Source organism: Ruegeria sp. CH2, assembly GCF_056537065.1.
On the sequence record NZ_JBQFQV010000010.1, the window covers coordinates 1 to 18,314 of the forward strand.

Annotated in this window: 16 protein-coding genes and 2 tRNA genes; 10 read left to right on the forward strand and 8 right to left on the reverse strand. The window is 55.4% G+C overall.

Annotation, left to right across the window (positions count from 1 at the left end):
* Window positions 1-290: 290 nt before the first annotated feature.
* The 3 genes from ACR0M9_RS13790 to ACR0M9_RS13800 all read left to right on the forward strand — a co-directional run bounded on the left by ACR0M9_RS13790 (window position 291) and on the right by ACR0M9_RS13800 (window position 4,775).
* Window positions 291-2,405, forward strand: a complete 2,115-nt coding sequence (locus ACR0M9_RS13790) for a GNAT family N-acetyltransferase (RefSeq protein ID WP_480773872.1) — start codon at window positions 291-293, stop codon at window positions 2,403-2,405.
* Entirely contained in the window at window positions 2,395-2,829 is a 435-nt protein-coding gene (locus ACR0M9_RS13795; RefSeq protein ID WP_480773873.1) for an ASCH domain-containing protein, read from the forward strand. The genes ACR0M9_RS13790 and ACR0M9_RS13795 overlap by 11 nt, the downstream gene beginning before the upstream one ends.
* A gap of 260 nt (window positions 2,830-3,089) precedes the next feature.
* Window positions 3,090-4,775: a reverse transcriptase domain-containing protein gene (locus tag ACR0M9_RS13800; protein WP_480773874.1), complete on the forward strand. Its 1,686-nt coding sequence runs from the start codon at window positions 3,090-3,092 to the stop codon at window positions 4,773-4,775.
* A gap of 588 nt (window positions 4,776-5,363) precedes the next feature.
* Here ACR0M9_RS13800 and ACR0M9_RS13805 read toward each other — a convergent pair.
* Window positions 5,364-5,439 (reverse strand) — tRNA-Thr (locus ACR0M9_RS13805).
* A gap of 181 nt (window positions 5,440-5,620) precedes the next feature.
* Here ACR0M9_RS13805 and ACR0M9_RS13810 point away from each other — a divergent pair.
* Window positions 5,621-6,490 carry a hypothetical protein gene (locus ACR0M9_RS13810; protein WP_480773875.1) on the forward strand — a complete coding sequence of 290 codons (870 nt, stop codon included), beginning with the start codon at window positions 5,621-5,623 and terminating at the stop codon, window positions 6,488-6,490.
* A 22-nt stretch (window positions 6,491-6,512) separates the two neighbouring features.
* Here the strand turns inward: ACR0M9_RS13810 and ACR0M9_RS13815 are convergent, their stop codons facing one another.
* Complete coding sequence (locus tag ACR0M9_RS13815) at window positions 6,513-7,409, reverse strand: LysR substrate-binding domain-containing protein (protein WP_480773876.1); 897 nt, start codon at window positions 7,407-7,409, stop codon at window positions 6,513-6,515.
* Window positions 7,410-7,510: 101 nt separating this feature from the next.
* Between ACR0M9_RS13815 and ACR0M9_RS13820 the strand changes: the two genes are divergently transcribed.
* From ACR0M9_RS13820 to ACR0M9_RS13835, 4 genes are read left to right on the forward strand one after another with little or no spacing between them, the layout of a single operon-like run.
* The gene (locus tag ACR0M9_RS13820) at window positions 7,511-8,683 is read left to right on the forward strand and encodes a pyridoxal phosphate-dependent aminotransferase (protein WP_480773877.1); all 1,173 of its coding nucleotides are present in this window, start codon (window positions 7,511-7,513) and stop codon (window positions 8,681-8,683) included.
* The gene (locus ACR0M9_RS13825) at window positions 8,680-9,882 is read left to right on the forward strand and encodes an acyl-CoA dehydrogenase (RefSeq protein ID WP_209508024.1); all 1,203 of its coding nucleotides are present in this window, start codon (window positions 8,680-8,682) and stop codon (window positions 9,880-9,882) included. Before ACR0M9_RS13820 ends, ACR0M9_RS13825 begins: the two co-directional genes overlap by 4 nt.
* An 11-nt stretch (window positions 9,883-9,893) precedes the next feature.
* Entirely contained in the window at window positions 9,894-12,083 is a 2,190-nt protein-coding gene (locus ACR0M9_RS13830; RefSeq protein ID WP_480773878.1) for a dehydrogenase E1 component subunit alpha/beta, read from the forward strand.
* Window positions 12,080-13,117 carry an ACP S-malonyltransferase gene (locus tag ACR0M9_RS13835; RefSeq protein WP_480773879.1) on the forward strand — a complete coding sequence of 346 codons (1,038 nt, stop codon included), beginning with the start codon at window positions 12,080-12,082 and terminating at the stop codon, window positions 13,115-13,117. Before ACR0M9_RS13830 ends, ACR0M9_RS13835 begins: the two co-directional genes overlap by 4 nt.
* A gap of 310 nt (window positions 13,118-13,427) precedes the next feature.
* On the opposite strand, the gene ACR0M9_RS13840 is transcribed toward ACR0M9_RS13835, so the two are convergent.
* From ACR0M9_RS13840 to ACR0M9_RS13865, 6 genes are all read right to left on the reverse strand, one after another.
* Window positions 13,428-13,502 (reverse strand) — tRNA-Phe (locus ACR0M9_RS13840).
* Window positions 13,503-13,581: 79 nt separating this feature from the next.
* Window positions 13,582-13,764 (reverse strand): DNA gyrase inhibitor YacG, encoded by a 183-nt coding sequence (locus tag ACR0M9_RS13845; protein ID WP_480473599.1) that lies wholly within the window; start codon window positions 13,762-13,764, stop codon window positions 13,582-13,584.
* On the reverse strand, window positions 13,761-14,783 hold the full coding sequence (locus ACR0M9_RS13850) for a ribonuclease E/G (RefSeq protein WP_480507481.1): 1,023 nt from the start codon (window positions 14,781-14,783) through the stop codon (window positions 13,761-13,763). The genes ACR0M9_RS13845 and ACR0M9_RS13850 overlap by 4 nt, the downstream gene beginning before the upstream one ends.
* The gene (locus ACR0M9_RS13855) at window positions 14,780-15,358 is read right to left on the reverse strand and encodes a Maf family protein (protein ID WP_480773880.1); all 579 of its coding nucleotides are present in this window, start codon (window positions 15,356-15,358) and stop codon (window positions 14,780-14,782) included. Before ACR0M9_RS13855 ends, ACR0M9_RS13850 begins: the two co-directional genes overlap by 4 nt.
* A gap of 11 nt (window positions 15,359-15,369) precedes the next feature.
* Window positions 15,370-15,588, reverse strand: a complete 219-nt coding sequence (gene infA / locus ACR0M9_RS13860; RefSeq protein WP_005978431.1) for a translation initiation factor IF-1 — start codon at window positions 15,586-15,588, stop codon at window positions 15,370-15,372.
* Window positions 15,589-15,679: 91 nt separating this feature from the next.
* On the reverse strand, window positions 15,680-16,555 hold the full coding sequence (locus ACR0M9_RS13865) for a carbon-nitrogen hydrolase family protein (RefSeq protein ID WP_480773881.1): 876 nt from the start codon (window positions 16,553-16,555) through the stop codon (window positions 15,680-15,682).
* A 389-nt stretch (window positions 16,556-16,944) separates the two neighbouring features.
* On the opposite strand from ACR0M9_RS13865, the gene ACR0M9_RS13870 reads away from it, so the two are divergent.
* Window positions 16,945-17,901 (forward strand): hypothetical protein, encoded by a 957-nt coding sequence (locus ACR0M9_RS13870; protein ID WP_480773882.1) that lies wholly within the window; start codon window positions 16,945-16,947, stop codon window positions 17,899-17,901.
* Window positions 17,894-18,226 carry an STAS-like domain-containing protein gene (locus ACR0M9_RS13875; protein WP_480773883.1) on the forward strand — a complete coding sequence of 111 codons (333 nt, stop codon included), beginning with the start codon at window positions 17,894-17,896 and terminating at the stop codon, window positions 18,224-18,226. Before ACR0M9_RS13870 ends, ACR0M9_RS13875 begins: the two co-directional genes overlap by 8 nt.
* Window positions 18,227-18,314 lie beyond the last annotated feature (88 nt).

An 18,314-nucleotide genomic window follows, 5' to 3' on the forward strand; every position in this document is an offset into this window, starting at 1 on the left:
AATTCGTCCGTCCGTTTCAGTCCCATAGTTCGTCTCCTTTGCTGCAATAAATGCTATCAAAGGAGCGGCAGCAAACCGCGACACGTCCAGTCATATCAACGACAGACTGGGAAGCCGAAGCTTTCCGCTCTCAAACCGCGCTAAAACAGCATGCGCGGCACTGACGTGGTCGATGTGTGTCTTAGCTCCTACACACCGAGAAAGTATGAGTGGTAACAACTCCCCCCTTGGCACCTGAAGGTTGCATAGGTGTCGTCGTTTTCCCATTGTTGGGGAAAAGCGATTTGCGTATGATATTAGCTGAAAATTCGTCCGAACTGATAAAGCATCTAGACCGTTTGGTGGCTATTGCGGACAACTACAAAACTGAAATCGGGTTCTGGCCTCGGAGCAGCCTTGAAGATGCGATTTGGCGCGGACGTCTAATCGCTGCTCTTGGAAGCATTGAAGGTCATGACACAGTCATCGGTTTTATTGTGTTTGGTGGCGTCTTTCCCAATGGGCGAATTCAAGCCGTTGCTGTTGACCCAGCATACCCCCGTCAGGGAATCGCCCAGTTTCTGCTGGACAACGTAGTAGCCAAGTTGGAGGCAGAAGGTTATCTGGCGATCACGGCAAAGCCTGCCAAAGACTTGCGCATAGCCCAGCTGTTTTATCAAAAAAACCTCTTCCACACAGTTAGGACACAGAGTGGTGGCAAAGCGCGAAAACGCGAAATCGTAGTTCGCGAGCGAACTTTAAAAAGCCCAAACTTGCTTACTGCAATGCTGACACACCAGCCCGCTCCAGTTTTGCCAAGGCCAGACACTCGATCAAACCTCTGGGTTATCGACATCAACGTTCTTTTTGACTTGATAAAACAGGGGCGTGATCAATACGAAATGGCAACTGGAGTCTTCACAGCTGCGCTTGATGGTCGTGTGAGAATTGCTGTGACTTCAGAGTTCTCAAACGAACTTAGCCGGACATCATCAGCCCAAAAAGATGACCCACTGCTTAAGCTGGCAAATGCACTTCCGAGAATGCGCAGTAAAATCGATGCTAGCGTCAAAGACCTAGCTGCGAGCATCCACAAGTCCATTTTTGAAATGAGAAAACCCTCGCAGGCGGGAACACCCCAAGCGCGTAGTGACTGCAGGCACCTCGCTGAATGCATAGCAGGAAACGCTACTGCGTTCGTAACAAGTGATGGCGTAATGCTAAGAAATCGCCGTCAGATCCGTGAGACTTGGGGCCTCGAAGTTGTAGCACTTGAAGATTTCCACGATGCGCTCGCCTCGACGGAATTGAATGACGAATTTAAACCGACCCGAGGCAAAGGATTCCAACTGCGCACGGTAAGCCCTGAGGTCGCGCGCGACATTGCAGAGAAGCTGCAATCGGCAGGCGGCCTCGATGACAGCTATTTTGTGAGGCATGAAACACGCTCGCCCGGACGTTTCGTGGCTGCCTTTGACGACGCTATGACAGCCACAGGAATACTTGCTTCCCGTCCTCCCGCAATGATTGGGGACGCACATCGAGTACTTCTACTGGTGGATCACGAACGCCCGAACGCAGAACTCATCGCTGATACACTGCTCAGCAATGAAGTCGACGCCATCGGACGCGCGGGGTTGAACTTGCTAAGTCTCGACGATGTACCTGGGCAAATCGCGGTGCGGAAAGCAGCATTGCAGACCGGCTTTGTCGATAGTGACTCCAATCAGGTATTAAGCAAAGCAGCTTTGGGCACACCCATCACTCCCTCAAATTTCTCAGGTCTATCAGATCGTGCAAGGGTAGCGTTCGGCAATGAATTTTCCCAGATATTTCCGAATGTTTTTGACGGATTTGATGCCCTCTACTCCGCTGATGTAACTGAATTTCTGCGTATCGAAGACTTACTCTCCCCAACTCTGATTGTCACCAACAACAGGCGCGTTAGCATTCAGCCTATCAGGCGATCTTATGCTGATGAATTACTTGGTACATCAGACCAGACCAGCCTTTTGGATCAGTTCGAAGGCGCTTTCCGATCTCGGAAAACCTACGTCAGTAGCGGTCGAAGCAAGAATTTGTTCAAGACAAATCAAGTGATTTTGTTCTATGAATCAACCCGTACCGGAGGTCGCGGAGCAGTAGTCGCGGCGGCACGCGTCGATGACGTGGTTACACAACAAAAAGAAGAAACAGGCCAATCCGATATGAAAAGGACAGTTCTCGACAGCGTGGATCGATTTTCATCTAGCAATATGGTCACTTTGACCAGTTTCAGCTCACTGCTGCGATTTCCTCGCCCGGTCAGCCTAATGGAGCTTCAGCAACTAAACGCTGCTGGCAGTCAAAATCTGCAAACTGCAACGGTAATTGCTACCGCCGCTGCTCAAGAAATCTTTGATCGGGGTTGGGCCAATGGACGTTGACTGTCATGCGATGATTTCAGTTCATTCAAACCACGCAGAGAACATTGTCAGGGGCGTGAAGACAGTTGAATTGCGCCGGCGGTTCATGTCGTTGCCGCTTGGCTCTCAACTTTGGATATATTCAACATTACCTGTCGGTGCACTTGTCGCCAAAGCCACTGTCGTTGCGATCGACTACGACTCGCCAGACAAGCTGTGGCCACGGTACAAATCTGAAGCCGCGATCACTAAGAACCAGTTTTTCGAATACTTTGGCGGATGTGATTTGGGATGTGCAATCCAACTGAAAGGCATCGAGCCTATCTCCCCTGTACCTCTAGACAGCATCAGACGGATTCGTGGCGTAGAACACATTCCGCAAGTCGCCACAAAGATTTCCGTGCTCGAAGCTAGTCAATTTGAAAAACTTGCACAGTATTGCTGAACTTGAGCGACGGTGAAATGACATTGCTGTCCAAGATGGCCACTTGATTGGTTGAACTATAATCGAACGCCCCTTGTATCTCGGTATGATTCCAAGCTACCTCATGATGGCACCAGCGGCCCGCAATCAACCAAGTGTTGTGTTACCTGCGACACCTTCGAGAAGGTTACTTTCAACTCGACCTGCAATTCGCCTTACATGATGATACTTGATGATCACGTTACGTTGGAAATGCGAGATTGCAGGTCGTTGGTGCACCCATGTCATTGAAACGATTTACCAATCTACGCCAAGTCGCATTCCACCTGCGCCGTGATTACAGGCGGCGAATGTTCTATATCGCACATGGGTTGCCTGCAGGTGCACGGTACAAGGAGTTTACAATCCCAAAGCGAAGTGGGGGCACTCGACGCATCTGTGCTCCGCGCAAAGCCCTGCTTGACCTACAACGCGACATCTTGAGGTTGATCGAAGTAGACTATCAACCTCGTGCCCATGTTCATGGCTTTGTGTCAGGACGTCAGCGCAGCATAGTGAGTAACGCAAGACAACACGTCGGCAAACGTTGGGTCTTGAATATCGACCTTGCAGATTATTTCGAGACAATTCACTTTGGACGCGTCCGAGGTCGGCTGATTGCTCCACCTTACAACTACCCCGAAGAAATCGCCCAATTCGTCGCCCACATTGCGTGCTTCGAAACAGAAAAAGAGGTTAACGGGTCACGGCGCACGACAAGTGTTCTGATGCCGGGTGGAGCGTTGTCACCCCTATTAGCCAATATAGTGACCGACAAACTGGATGCCGAACTAGCTAGGTTTTGCAGACAATTGGGGTGCACGTACACTCGTTATGCCGACGACATTACAATATCATCAAATCGCCGAACCTTTCCCGCGCCGATAGGGCGTTTTGCGGACCCAGAAAGCTTCATAGAGTTCACCTTGTCCGATAGCTTCCAACAGATCGTGGAAGACAATGGTTTTCGGATCAATCACGAGAAAACTCGCCTTCTTGGGCGAGCGTTTCAGCAAGATGTTACTGGGTTGGTCGTCAATGAAAAAGTCAACGTAAAACGAAAATTTGTTCGTGAAGTTCGAGCAATGTTACACGATTGGGAATATAATGGGCTTGCAGCAGCAAGTGCGAAACACTTCGACGAAAAACGCCCGGATCGTGGTCGCCTACCTGAACAAGAAGCGAGCAACTTCGAATGGGTGGTGCGGGGCAAAATCGAATTTATTCGTCAGGTCAAAGGTTCAACGGACCAAGTGTTTCGCGCACTGGCCGCCCGTTACAATGATCTATGCTCAGGGCAAGACTTCCATATCCCTCTGGTCGAAGATCATGATGTGTTGAATGCAGCGGTTTGTTACTTGGAAAATGACACGGGCAGTGGTGCCGTCGGTACGTGCTTCGCAATCGAAGACAACCTGTATGTGACTTGTGCACATTGCCTTGGACCAAACCTCCGAGTTTTTCCTAGGCAAAATCCAACGTTTCCGATGGATGCTGATGTAGTTTTGCAGGATGACCACAACGATCTCGCCTTGATCCAAATTCGCGCTCCAATAGCTGCCTATCAACCGGCTGCGTTGTTGCAATTGGCCAACCCAACAGAGGAAGCGAGCGTTGGCATCCGGTCGGCCGTGCAAACGGCAGGCTATCCTTCCAATCTTCATCCTTCCTCGTTGACTATTCGCTCGACCGAGGTGACAGGTTTTTCCCGCCAATCTTTTGATGGAACACCTCCTGCCACGGATAATGTGCTCGAGTTGTTGTCCGGCACATACGAAGGAATGAGCGGAGGACCTGTGCTGCATGAAGGCAAGGTCGTCGGGGTAATTGTAAGGGGGCCGAATGGTGGCGACCGAACTATACCCTGTTTGGCCGTGCGCACAGTTTTTGTTGAAATGCTTCGAGCCAGCACTGCAAGTTCCAGCTGAAAGATCAATTCAGTCAGCCAATTCAACTTTGGCACATGTCAGGGTTGGGGGACAGACACGACCTTCCACCTACTTGAAACGGATTCACAAATTCTGCGCTGCACTTTGGCTGTGTGAATCACCAATACAAGTGGAGTGGGCTTAGTATTTAGCTACACATCTTTGAATGCTTATCAGACAGCATACTTCACTCTGACTAAGTTCGATTGTAGGCACTCCGACCACACGAAAGTGTCGATCCCCTAAATCATTTATTATCAAAGGCTTGATATCAAATTACGGGAATGCAGAGCTTCTTACATGACTTCGTTCGCCATTTATTGCACCCACTTCCTACGTTGAAATTTGAATTCTCAGAAAACAACGTATTATCATATCAAAACGTATCAAAACACTGAAAATAAACACAAAAATCAGGTACGAGAACTGTATCCCAGTCTACTAGAACGTATTGAACATGTCAGACTGATGTGGCGCAAGGCACGCGGGGCCTGAATCGCAGAATGTCTGCCATATGTCTGACTGCGCAATGAGCAGTAAACTCGCGCGTCCAGATGTCGCGCAACGCATTGTTTTTTATTGTAAAAATGGTGCCCCCACACGGACTCGAACCGCGGACCTACTGATTACAAATCAGTTGCTCTACCAGCTGAGCTATAGGGGCACTGGCAGTCGATTACTTCGTCCGACAGAGGACTGCAACCCTCATTTTTAACTCAAACTTGGGGATTGCCCGATTTCCTGAGAAAGTGCAGAAACCGCACGGTTGGTTCGTTGCAGATTTTCACGCGACGCAAAGACATGGAATGGGATGGACACAGCCCCTGAGGGTAAAAGGACAAAAGATGCAGGTAGTAATCCATGCCGGGGCCGCTTTCGCCGATGAAGGGCAAGTGCTGTCCTCGCTTTCGGCAAACAAGCAGGCCTTGGCGGATAGCCGTGCTGCGATCTTGGGACCGCGCGGCGGACGTCAGTTTGTCAAGGTTCTGTCTGATGCCCTTGCTCAGGATTTGTCTGATGCAGAAACACAGGACGGGCTGCACGCCCTTCTTCCGGATGATCCAAATGTTGATCGTGTCATCCTCTCGAACGACAAGTTCTTTGGCCCAACACGCTCTGCCCTGCAACATGGACAGATTTACCCTTTTGCCGGGCAGCGGACAGCCTATGTGCAGACCTTGCTGGACGATGCTCAGGTCGAAATATTTGTCGGTCTGGTGAACCCCGGTTTTTTCATACCCAAGGTCCTGATGTCGATCCATGAAGATCACCGACAGGAGATTCTGACCAGCACCGATCTGAGTTGCCTGAGCTGGTTGAGCATGATCGAAGATCTGCGCGATCTTGCACCTCAGGTGCAGCTCACTTTGTGGAAGAACGAACATCTGCCACTGATTCTGGGGGATATCACGCGCGCAATGGCGGGCCTGCCCGGTGACGCTCCTCTGGTGGATGAATATGCGTTGCTGTCGTCGCTTCTGACTGAAACCGGTCAACAGCATGTTCTGGACATCGTGCGGGGCGGTGTCGGCCTCGACAAGGACACTCAACGCGAAGACCTTGCGCGGGTTTTGGAAGACTATGCCAGGCCCGATGAGGTCGAAGAAGAACTCGATCTGCCCGGCTGGAACGCAGACATCGTTGACGCATTTACAGAGCTTTACGAGCAGGATCTGGCAATCATCCAGACCATGCAGGGCATCCGGATGCTGTAACCCATCTGTCGCGTCCGCACCCTTACAAATGCCCTTTCGTTTGCCGGATGATCCAGTCCGCAAACGCTTGTACGGCTTCGTTCCTCTGCCCGGTCGGCGTTGCAATGAAATATGCGCTGCCCGAGGCATTCACCAATTGCCCGGTCTGGACCAGCGCGCCAGACGCCAACTCGGCCTCGATCAGGTAGGACGGCAAAATCGCAGCCCCAATTCCGGCAACTGCGCCTTCGATCAGCATCGAGAACTGATCAAAGCGCATCCCTGGAAAAACCGCCCTGGAGTCAAGCCCAAGGCTTGCATGATACTCGGACCATAGCCCGGGCCGTGAGGTCAGATGCAACAGCGGCAGATCGAACACATGCTGTTCCTCGAAAGGCCGTTGGGCGCCCAACAACACGGGCGCAGCTGCCACGACAAGTTTTTCCGGGAATAGCTTGCGTAGCCGCGCACCAGGCCAATCTTCGTGCCCGAAGTGAATGGCAAGGTCCACGCGCCGCTCTTCCAGGCTGAACGGTGTCGTGTAGGAATGCAAATCCAGTTCGATCCCCGGATGCAGGTGCTTGAAATCCGGCAGTCTTGGCACCAGCCACCGTGTCGCAAAGGTGGGCAGGACCGCCAAGGACAGCAACGACGCACCGTCACCGGCCGCGATCGCACGATTGATCGTACTGTTCAGCCGCTCAAGGTCTCCGGCAAGTTCTTCAAACAAAGCGCGACCCGCTTTCGACAAGCGAACGGCACGCCCGACCCGGCGAAACAGCGTCACCCCCAGCGCAGCCTCAAGTTCACGCACTTGGCGGCTAACCGCGCCCTGCGTCACACCAAGTTCCTCTGCTGCCATGGTATAGCTTTCGTGGCGTGCGGCAGCCTCGAAGCTGCGCATGAGGGCAAAAGACGGAAGGGAGCTGATTCTGGGCATATCACTTATGAGTTTTAGTCACAGAAACGATACAAAACAGCGTATTTTTATCAAGTTACTTTGCAGATAGAACCTCAGTCACCTCCAGAGGAAGATTGACAGTGTTTCACCGCGCAAACCGACTAAACGGTATCGAATTGTCCGAAATCGTGCAGATTTCCGAGGCCGCCGCACGCTTGCGTTCGGAAGGGCGCGATGTTGTGGCATTGTCGACCGGTGAGCCTGACCTGCCCACCCCGCCCCATGTGGTCGAAGCTGCCTACGCGGCAGCGCTGGACGGCAAGACGAAATACCCGCCGACGGCCGGGGTGCCCGACCTGCGCGCCGAAGTTGCCCGGCAGGCCAAAGCCGAAGTGGCTCAGGTCATTGTGTCCACCGGTGCCAAGCAGGTGATAGCCAATGCCATGCTGGCCAGCTTGAACCCCGGCGACGAGGTCATCATGCCCGCGCCCTACTGGACCAGCTATTCTGACATAGTGCGGATGGCGGGTGGAACGCCCGTCATTCTGCCTTGCCCGATGGATCAGGGATTCAAGCTTCTGCCGGAACAGTTAGAGGCCGCTATCACACCGCGCACGCGCTGGCTGATGCTCAACACGCCGTCGAACCCGTCGGGGGCAATCTATACACAGGATGAGATCGCCGCCCTCGCATCTGTTTTGTCCCGGCATCCACAGGTCTGGGTTCTTGCGGATGAGATTTATCGCCATCTCAGCTTTACTCCATTTGTTTCAGTGGCCGAGGCAGCCCCTGACCTTGCCGACCGTCTGTTGATCGTCGACGGTGTCGCCAAAGCATGGTCCATGACCGGATGGCGCATCGGCTGGGGGATCGGGCCGGTCGAGTTGATCAAGGCAATGGTGGCCGTTCAGGGGCAGGTTACATCGGGCGCCTGTTCGATTGCACAATGGGCCTCGCTTGCGGCGCTGACCGGCAGCCCGGACCTGTTGGAAGAACGCCGGGTCATTTTTTCCGAACGCCGTGATCTGGTGGTTGCAGGGTTGAACACGGTTCCGGGGTTGCGCTGCGCGGCTCCCGACGGGGCGTTCTACGCCTTTCCTTCCTGCGCCGGACTGCTTGAGGATCAGGGTGGACCGTTCAAAAATGACGCTGACTTCTGCACCTGGATGTTGGAAGATGCCGGTGTCGCTCTGGTTCCCGGTCGCGCCTTCGGGTTGCCCGGACATTTTCGCCTGAGCTTTGCTTATGCCCAAGATACAATTGCAGCGGGGCTTGCACGTCTCAAAGCCGCTGTAGAAAGGAAACTCTCATGAAACCACAATCCCGCCCCCAGCTTGGCCCTTTCACTTGGGATGACCCTTTTCTGCTGGAAGACCAGTTGGCCGAAGACGAACGCATGGTGCGCGATGCGGCCAACGCCTACGCGCAGGACAAACTGCTGCCCCGTGTGACCCAGGCTTTCGCCAATGAAGAAACAGACCCCGAAATCTTTCGCGAGATGGGTCAAATGGGCCTTCTGGGCACGACTATCCCCGAAGAATTCGGCGGCATCGGTGCCAGCTATGTCACTTACGGTCTGGTCGCACGCGAAGTGGAACGGGTCGACAGCGGTTACCGCTCGATGATGTCGGTGCAGTCCAGCCTCGTCATGTATCCGATCTATGCCTACGGAACGGATGAACAGCGCCGGAAATACCTTCCGAAACTGGCCAGCGGGGAGTCTATTGGCTGCTTTGGCCTGACCGAGCCCGATGCAGGTTCGGACCCCGGCGGCATGAAAACCGTCGCGAAAAAGACTGATGGGGGCTATGTCCTCAACGGGTCAAAGATGTGGATTTCGAACGCGCCCATTGCTGACGTGTTTGTTGTCTGGGCCAAATCAGACGCGCATGACGGCAAGATCAAGGGTTTCGTTCTTGAAAAAGGTACACCCGGTCTTTCAGCTCCGAAGATCGAAGGCAAACTGTCGCTGCGCGCCTCGATCACGGGTGAGATCGTGATGAACAATGTCGAGGTCGGGGAAGATGCTCTGTTGCCGGGTGTCGAAGGTCTGAAAGGGCCGTTTGGCTGCCTGAACCGCGCACGATACGGTATCGCCTGGGGATCGATGGGTGCAGCCGAGGCCTGCTGGCACGCCGCGCGGCAATACGGTCTGGACCGAAAACAGTTCGGTCGCCCTTTGGCGCAAACGCAGCTGTTCCAGCTGAAGCTTGCGAACATGCAGACCGAAATCGCCTTGGGCCTTCAGGCCGCTCTGCGCGTGGGTCGTCTGATGGACGAAGCCCGCGCAGCACCCGAGATGATCAGTCTGATCAAGCGCAACAATTGCGGCAAGGCACTTGAGGTCGCCCGCCACGCACGTGACATGCACGGCGGCAATGGCATCAGCCAGGATTTCCACGTGATCCGCCACATGGTGAATCTGGAAACCGTGAACACCTATGAAGGCACGCATGATGTTCATGCCTTGATCTTGGGTCGCGCGCAAACGGGCCTGCAAGCCTTCGCCTGAGGACGACAAAGATGGATCGCGCAACCATTGTGCATGACAACTTCCTGCGCCGGGTTGCGGCACGGGATTTCCCCGCTGGCGCGACGCCGTCTGGCCCACTGACAGCGTCCGAAGCGGTCGGGCTATATCGCGCGCAATGTCTCAGCCGTGCATTGGACCGCCAAAGCCGGGCAATGCAGAAAGCGGGTCAGGGGTTCTATACCATCGGCTCCTCTGGTCACGAGGGGATGGCCGCCGTGGCGGCAGCCCTGCGCCCGACAGACCCCGCTTTTCTACACTACCGCGACGCCGCGTTTCAGATCGCCCGGTCCGATCAGGTGCAGGGGCAGAGCCCGACATGGGATATTCTGTTGTCCTTCGCTTCATCCTCTGATGATCCGATCAGCGGTGGGCGGCACAAGGTGTTGGGGTCAAAAGCACTTTGCATCCCGCCGCAGACCTCGACCATTGCCAGCCACCTGCCCAAAGCTGTCGGCGCGGCTTATGCAATCGGGGCAGCCCGCCGTCACAAACCCGAACATGCAGAAATGCCGGACGACGCCATCGTCTACTGTTCCTTTGGTGATGCTTCGGCCAACCATTCCACAGCGCAAGGCGCGTTCAACACCGCGCAGTGGACGTCTTACCAGTCGGTTCCCCTGCCACTGCTGTTCTGCTGCGAGGACAACGGGATCGGAATTTCGACCAAGACACCACAAGGCTGGATTGCCGCAACATTCTCTCATCGACCGGGACTGAAGTATTTCACGTGTGACGGGCTCGACATTTTCGAAACCTACCGTGTCGCACAAGAAGCCGCCGCCTATGTCCGCAGCCGCAAGAAGCCCGCATTTCTGCACATCCGCACGGTGCGCCTGTATGGCCACGCCGGGGCAGATATGCCCACCACCTATATGCCAAAATCCGAGGTCGAAGCCGAAGAGGCGAACGACCCCCTGCTGCACTCCGTCCGTCTGCTGGAACAATCCGGTGCGATGCAACCGGATGACGCGCTGAAGGTATACACCGACACCTGCGACCGCGTCACCCGCGTCGCCGACAAGGCGATCACCCGCCCTCGCCTGAAAACCGCAGGTGATGTGATGGCCAGCCTGATCCCGCCCGCACGCCCCTGTGCCCCTACCAATGGCCCGTCAGCTGAACATCGAGCTGAGGTATTCGGCGGCGACCTCAAAGCACATGCTGAACCCCAGATCATGTCACGCCTGATCAACTGGGCTCTGAGCGACCTGATGCTTGAACACGGCGAGATCGTGATGATGGGCGAAGATGTCGGGCGCAAGGGCGGTGTCTATGGCGTGACGCAAAAGCTTCAGGCCCGTTTCGGCCCTGACCGGATGATCGACACGCTGCTGGACGAACAGTCGATTCTGGGCCTAGCCATCGGGATGGCTCAGAACGGGTTTACGCCCATGCCGGAAATCCAGTTCCTGGCCTATCTTCATAACGCCGAAGACCAGTTGCGCGGCGAAGCGGCCACCCTGCCCTTCTTCTCGAACGGTCAGTACACCAACCCGATGGTCGTGCGCATCGCCGGGTTGGGGTATCAAAAAGGTTTTGGCGGGCATTTCCACAATGACAACTCGGTCGCGGTTCTGCGCGATATTCCGGGGCTGATCCTGGCCTGCCCATCGAACGGCGCCGACGCTGCACGAATGCTGCGTGAATGCGTGCGGCTGGCCCGGGAAGAACAGCGGCTGGTCGTGTTTCTGGAACCCATCGCGCTCTACCCGATGCGGGACTTGCACGAAGCTGGGGACGCAGGCTGGATGCACACCTACCCCGACCCATCCGAAAGGATCGGTTTCGGCGAGGTCGGCGTGGATGGCGACGGCGACGATCTGGCGATTGTTACCTTTGGCAATGGCGTCTACCTCAGCCATCAGGCGCGCAAACCGCTGGAGGCCGACGGGATAAAAACCCGGATCATTGACATGCGCTGGTTGTCACCGCTGCCCAAAGACGCGCTGACCCGGGCCGTAAGCGGTGCCAAGCGGATATTGATCGTCGATGAAACCCGGCATCACGGTGGCGTGGCCGAAGCCCTGATGGCCCATTTCCACGAAGCCACAGATGTGCCGATGGCACGTATTACCGCCGAAGACAGCTTTATCGCCACCGGCCCGGCCTATGCCGCAACCATGCCATCGAAAGACAGCATCGAGGCCGCAGCAAGATCCCTGATGGAGACGGGCAAATGAGGTCAGCAAAACAAACCGCTGTTGTCATCTGTCCGGGGCGCGGCACCTACAACAAACCTGAATTGGGGGTTCTGGGTCGGCATTTTACCGACAAGGCCCTGCTGGCACATTTCGACGACATGCGACGCGCGCAGGGTCAGGAAACCCTAAGCGAACTGGACGGCGCAACGCGGTATTCCGTGGCAAAGCACACGCGCGGCGACAATGCCTCGGCCCTGATCTTTGCCGCGACGCTGGGCGATTTTCGTGCCATTGATCCAGAGAAGATCGACGTGGTGGCTGTGACCGGAAACTCGATGGGCTGGTATTCGGCCCTGGCCTGCGGGGGTGCCTTGACCGCCGAGGCAGGGTTCGAGGTGGTCAACACCATGGGAACACTCATGCAGCAGAGCCTGATTGGCGGCCAGTTGATCTACCCCTTCTTGGATGCCGACTGGCAGCCGAACCCGGCACGCAAGGCCGAACTGCTGGCTCTGGTCGCTGAGATTGACGGCACTGGCGCGACCCTCACCCTGTCAATTGATCTGGGCGGGATGTTGGTTCTGGCCGGGGATGAAGCTGGGTTATCTGCCTTTGAAAACAAGGTGCCTGTGGTGCAGGAACGCTTTCCGATGCGGCTGGCCAATCACGCAGGGTTTCATTCACACCTGCAACGCCCAGTTGCCGAAGTCGGTCGCACCCGCCTTGCCGCAGATCTGTTCCGACAACCCAATCTGCCCATGATAGATGGCCGCGGTCAGATCTGGTGGCCCGGCGCCTGTGATCTGGACGCGCTTTGGGACTACACCTTGGGTCATCAGGTGACCGAAACCTATGATTTCACAAAGGCCGTATCACAAGCCGCGAAAGAGTTTGCACCCGATATGTTCATCGTCACTGGACCGGGAACCACACTGGGCGGAGCCGTCGCGCAGTGCCTGATCCTGAGCAATTGGGATAAGATGCAGGACAAAGCAAGCTTTCAGACCAGCCAACGCGAAGAACCTTCGCTGATCTCAATGGGGATCGAGGATCAACGCGCACGTGTGACCTGACCTTGCACACCTTGGCGGTTCGCCCGGCGCAAATCGATCTATCGCGGGCACTCCGCTCCACTCTTCCCACCGAACCTTCTGTTCAGAGCCTGCCCAAAAAAGCGCCCTGCATTTCAATTCCACGATTCCGGAACCGGAAAAGGCGACGGAGCGCTCGGCCTGAGACGGCAACTACTGTCGAATGCTCCGGGTCATATGGCATCTTCACGCAATTCAGGACACTTTCGGTCGAGCATCTTGCAGACGAGCCAAAGGCCCAGACATTGAACGCTAAGCGTTTGATATCCATCACTCATTTCTCTGGCGTAAATGGTGCCCGGGGGCGGAATCGAACCACCGACACGAGGATTTTCAATCCACTGCTCTACCCCTGAGCTACCCGGGCACGGGAACGACGTTTGTCGTTGGGTGGAGGCGTTCTATGACTTGCTACCGGCAGTGTCCAGAGGCTTTTTTACATTTTTTCAGTGCGGTCGCATTGTATTGCGTTCGTCCGCATCGGCCTCGGTCTCAGGGTCGTCTTCGCGCTGAGACGGGACCGCGTAAGAGCCGTTCAGCCACTTGGCCAGATCAATGTCTGCGCAGCGTTTCGAACAGAACGGGCGGAACTTCTTTTGCGTTTCTTCTCCGCAGATCGGACAGCTCATTTCAGGATCTCTGCGACAGGTAACCGGCTGCGTTTGCGCTGCAACTCGAAATGCCCCAGAGGTGTCCATCCCGCCAGTATCGTCTCGTCCGGGTCCGACTTAAAGGCCGCACGCAGGGCGGATTCGAACCCTCGGCGGTCTTTCTTGGGCATCGGAGCCAGATCCAGTGTGATCTGCCCCGCCAGCCCGCGCACACGCAATGCACGTGGCAAGGCTTTGGCACAAGCGAAGTTGGCTTTTGTTCCTGCCGCCAGCGACGTATCCGCGCCTGTGTTCACGTCAACGGCCACCAACGCGCGGGTCGGTTCGATATAGAGGTATCCGCCTCCGGGGAGAGGCTCGGAAACACCAAGGGCGACATCCAGCGCGTCCAGCACACTATGGGTTTCAAAACTGCCGGTTTTCGTCACAACCTCGGCAGGATCGGTCCAGTCGCGCCATGCGAGGATATGCGGGCTGTCACCTTCGCTGAGCAGTTCGACGTCGGAGCCCTCGTCCGTCATCACTTGTTCAGCTTGCGCAAGCATGGCCGAAATGTCGTCAGCAATGTCACCGGCATCCGCATCCATGCAGCAGGAGCGGAGGATCAACCCGTAGGGGCTGTCGCCCATTTGTTCATGCGCGATTTCAAGCAGTTGATCGCGCTTGTCTTCATCCTTGATGCTGCGCGAGATGTTCAGGCCCGGCGCGTCGGGTGTGACAATGGCAAAGCGGCTTTTGAACAGGATGCGGTTGGTTACAGGGATGGCCTTGCCGGGCTCGGCATATCCGCCCACCTGCACCAGAAGCGTGGCACCCGGCGCTAACCCTTTGACCTGTCGAAGAAAAGCCGGGCCGTCGGGTGTCGTCAGGAACATGCCGCCCTGCCCCTTGACCGGTCGATCGGCGCGGGCACGATAGATGGTGCCGGGTGCCGGCGCGTCGGCGGCAATCAGGAGATCATCAAGCTTTCCGTCGACCATCAATGCCGCGGCCTCGCGGCCTTGGATATGGTCCAGAACGATGGTGCGACCTTTCATGATGCCTCGCGATATAGTGGGTAGCCGATCCCTTGCAGCAAGGCGGCGGTCTCGGACAGGGGCAGCCCCACGATGCCAGTGAACGAGCCCGAAATCCATGGGATGAATGCGCCAGCAGGGCCCTGGATCGCGTAGGCCCCGGCTTTACCTTGCCAATCACCGGTCGCCAGATAAGCGTTGATTTCAACGTCAGACAGGCGTTTGACCTTGACCTGCGAGACGACATCGCGTTGCAGGATGCGATCCCCGCGCCGAACCGCGACCGAGGTGATCACCCGGTGGCGGCGACCGGACAGAGCGTACAGGAACTCTGCGGCCTGACCCTCATCTTCGGGCTTGCCCAGAATACGCCGCCCCAGTGCAACTGTCGTGTCCGCGCAAAGCGTGATGTCACCGCTATCCGATTGAACTGCCTTTACTTTTTCACGCGTAATGCGGCTGCAATACGGAACCGGCAGCTCACCCTTCAGCGGTGTTTCGTCGATGTCAGGGGGGCGGATGGAGTCGGGCTGCACGCCAAGCTGCGCCAGCAGGTCCAGCCGCCTTGGGCTGCCCGATCCCAGGATAAACGCCATCTCGGCAGGCGTTATTTGAAGCGGTAGTTGATCCGACCCTTGGTCAGATCATAGGGGGTCATCTCGACCTGAACCTTGTCGCCGGCCAGAACACGGATGCGGTTCTTGCGCATCTTTCCTGCCGTATGTGCGATGATTTCATGGCCGTTTTCCAGCTCGACCCGAAACGTCGCATTAGGCAGGAGTTCCTTCACGACACCGGGAAATTCGAGCGTATCTTCCTTGGCCATGTTGTCTCCATCATTAGGTTGCGCCCGCAGAATCTGCGGGGATGTGCGCTTAGATGAGCCTATTTTTCCCTTATTTCAAGGGCGGATTCATCTAAAGGGCGGATAATGTGACCGTTTCGACTCGGGCGTCCTGCTCTGGCCAATGGGTCCGGTTCAGCACATGGCCATCGGCGCGGACCTCGGCGATGGCGGACAGGTCGACATCCGCATAGGTCCAGCCGGGCTGGTTCAGAGCGCCCTCGGCCAGCACTCCGGTGGCCGGAAACCCCTTGTCCGGCGGGCCGAAAACGCCGCCCATGCCGGTGTTCATGTCCACAGCTACGGACCAGTCGTTGGCTCCGACCAGTGACGACATAACTGTAACACATTGATTTTCCAATGCTCTTGACATTGCCCCGATGCGAACACGCCAATACCCTGACAGCGCTTCGGTGCAGGACGGTACGAGGATCATATCCGCGTGGCTAAGTGCGCGGCCCAGCAGGGGAAACTCGCTGTCATAGCAGATCAGAACACCGATTTTGCCCAGCGCGGTGTCGAACAGCTTGAGTGGACCACCCGGCGCAATGTCCCAGTCCTCGCGTTCAAAGCGGGTCATGATCTGCTTGTCCTGATGGTCGCGGCCACCGTCCGGGGCGTAGAACGCGGCGCGGTTCACCGGGCGGCCGGACCCATCCACAACCGGGGCCGATGCACCCAGAATGTACGTTTTGTACGCGCTTGCGAGGCGCGAGTGCAAATTTTGTACATCCTCGAACCGGTCCGAAACCGCGCGGATCGAGCGTTCGAGATCACCCGCCACGTCGGCACCATCAAGCGTCGACACCTCCATCGCGCCGTATTCGGGGAACACCAGCAGCCCGGCCCCCTGCCCGGCAGCCTCGGCAACCCAGCGGTCCAGCTTGTCCTCGTACTGCGCCCAGCTGTCGAGCCAGTCGAGATTATACGCTGCGGTTGCGACTTTCATTGATGGGAACCCCTGAGCCGATGTGTCGAGGCACTAAACCGTGAGAGTCGCCGCGTGTACAGATCAATCTGGTGCAGGGGGCGGGTGAAGGGGGGTGGATGGCTTTGATGAGACATCCAGGTAGTTCCTCGATTACGCATTTGCAGCGTGACGTTAATCAAGGCGTATACTCATGACCTAATTTTTGCATTTTATCCTTGCATTGATCGAAGGTGTCACGGAAGTGTTTGCCCGACAGACCAAAAAAGAAAATTGTTATGAAGTACTTATCACGGCGCGAGCAGCTGAGGCGCTCGATTCTAGCACGAAAACAATGGCATTCCCGACTCAGAAGGCGATTTTGGCGAGGGGCTGAAAAGTACAAACCACTTGTTCTTAAGGCGCCCAGAGTGCTCAGCTTTTCGCAAAATAGCGAGGCCACGATTGAGTTTTTCGTTGAACTGAAGTCTGCGATTTTCACCAACAAAGTCTCAAAGCGAAACGGTGTTATTGAACCTCAGCCATTTGCAATTGATCTTTGCGCTGTTAACCGAATTTCAGTTCCAGCCGCCGTGGTTCTCGCAGCAGAGTTGCATCGCTGGTCTTTGAACCGAGACGCTGGCCTGCGAACACGAGGAATTAGGAACTGGTCTCCACGCGTTCGGACTCTTCTCTACGATCTGGGCGTCTTTGACCTACTAGGCGTGCGGGCTAAGCGAGGCCAGGATGCGGATCCCGATAAATTGGTTTTGTTTACTTTGCAGTCGGACACGAGGCGAGACGGAGTCAGCATTTCAAGATTGCAAACGTGGCTTCAGGATCTAGGCGTTGTCTTTAGTAGCAAAAAGTATGTTTTTGGTGCCTTGGACGAGGCTGTATTGAATTGCTTGGATCACGGGTATGTTGATTTAGGGGAAAAACCTAAGTTTCCTTACGCCGGTCACCGCTGGTGGGCAACTAGCTGTTATGATCCAAACAACGACTCATTAAGGTTTTTTGTGTATGATCAAGGTGTCGGGATTCCGGCTTGCGTGCCAACAAACGAGGATTTTTGGCCTTCTGTTAAGACTTTCTTGGCGGGTATTGTGGGGGGAGCGCCAGAAGCCAACATAATTGAGAGCGCGTTTGAAGTAGGTCGCACTCGAACTCACAAAGCAGAACGTGGAAAAGGGCTCGACAAGATGCGAAACGCTATCCGACTGGCGGGGCAAGGATACTTACGTATCATTAGTGGAAAAGGTGATTTATCGCTTAGTCATGATAAAACGTTGGAAAAAATAGACCACCATCTACATATAGGTGGTACATTGGTCGAGTGGAGTATTCCCCTCGACGCGTTGAAAGGAACAGGAGCTAGCAATGGTTAGAATAGCTGTCGCCAAAGACTTCAACAAGTTCCCAGGAGGCCGCTATCCGCGACACGGAGAAGGTAACGGTCAAGATTTCAGGGAAAAATTCCTGCTCCCTCATCTAAATAAAGGTGAGAAGGTCGTTGTAGTTTTTGATGATGCCGCTGGCTTTCCTGCATCTTTTTTGGAGGAAGCGTTTGGCGGATTGATCCGCGCAGGCGTGAGCTTTTCGAAGGTAAAAGAGCTTTTAACAATTGAGGTCGAAGACGCTGACAGTGAAGTCTATAAGGATGAAGCATGGCAGTATGTTGAAGACGAAGCAAACCGGGAGCATGCGGCCTGACTTGGTCAATTTTCTTTTCGGCGCTCATCGGTACGATTGTTGGCCCGATAATAAAAAGAGTATTAGATACTTGGTTTGGATCTGCACT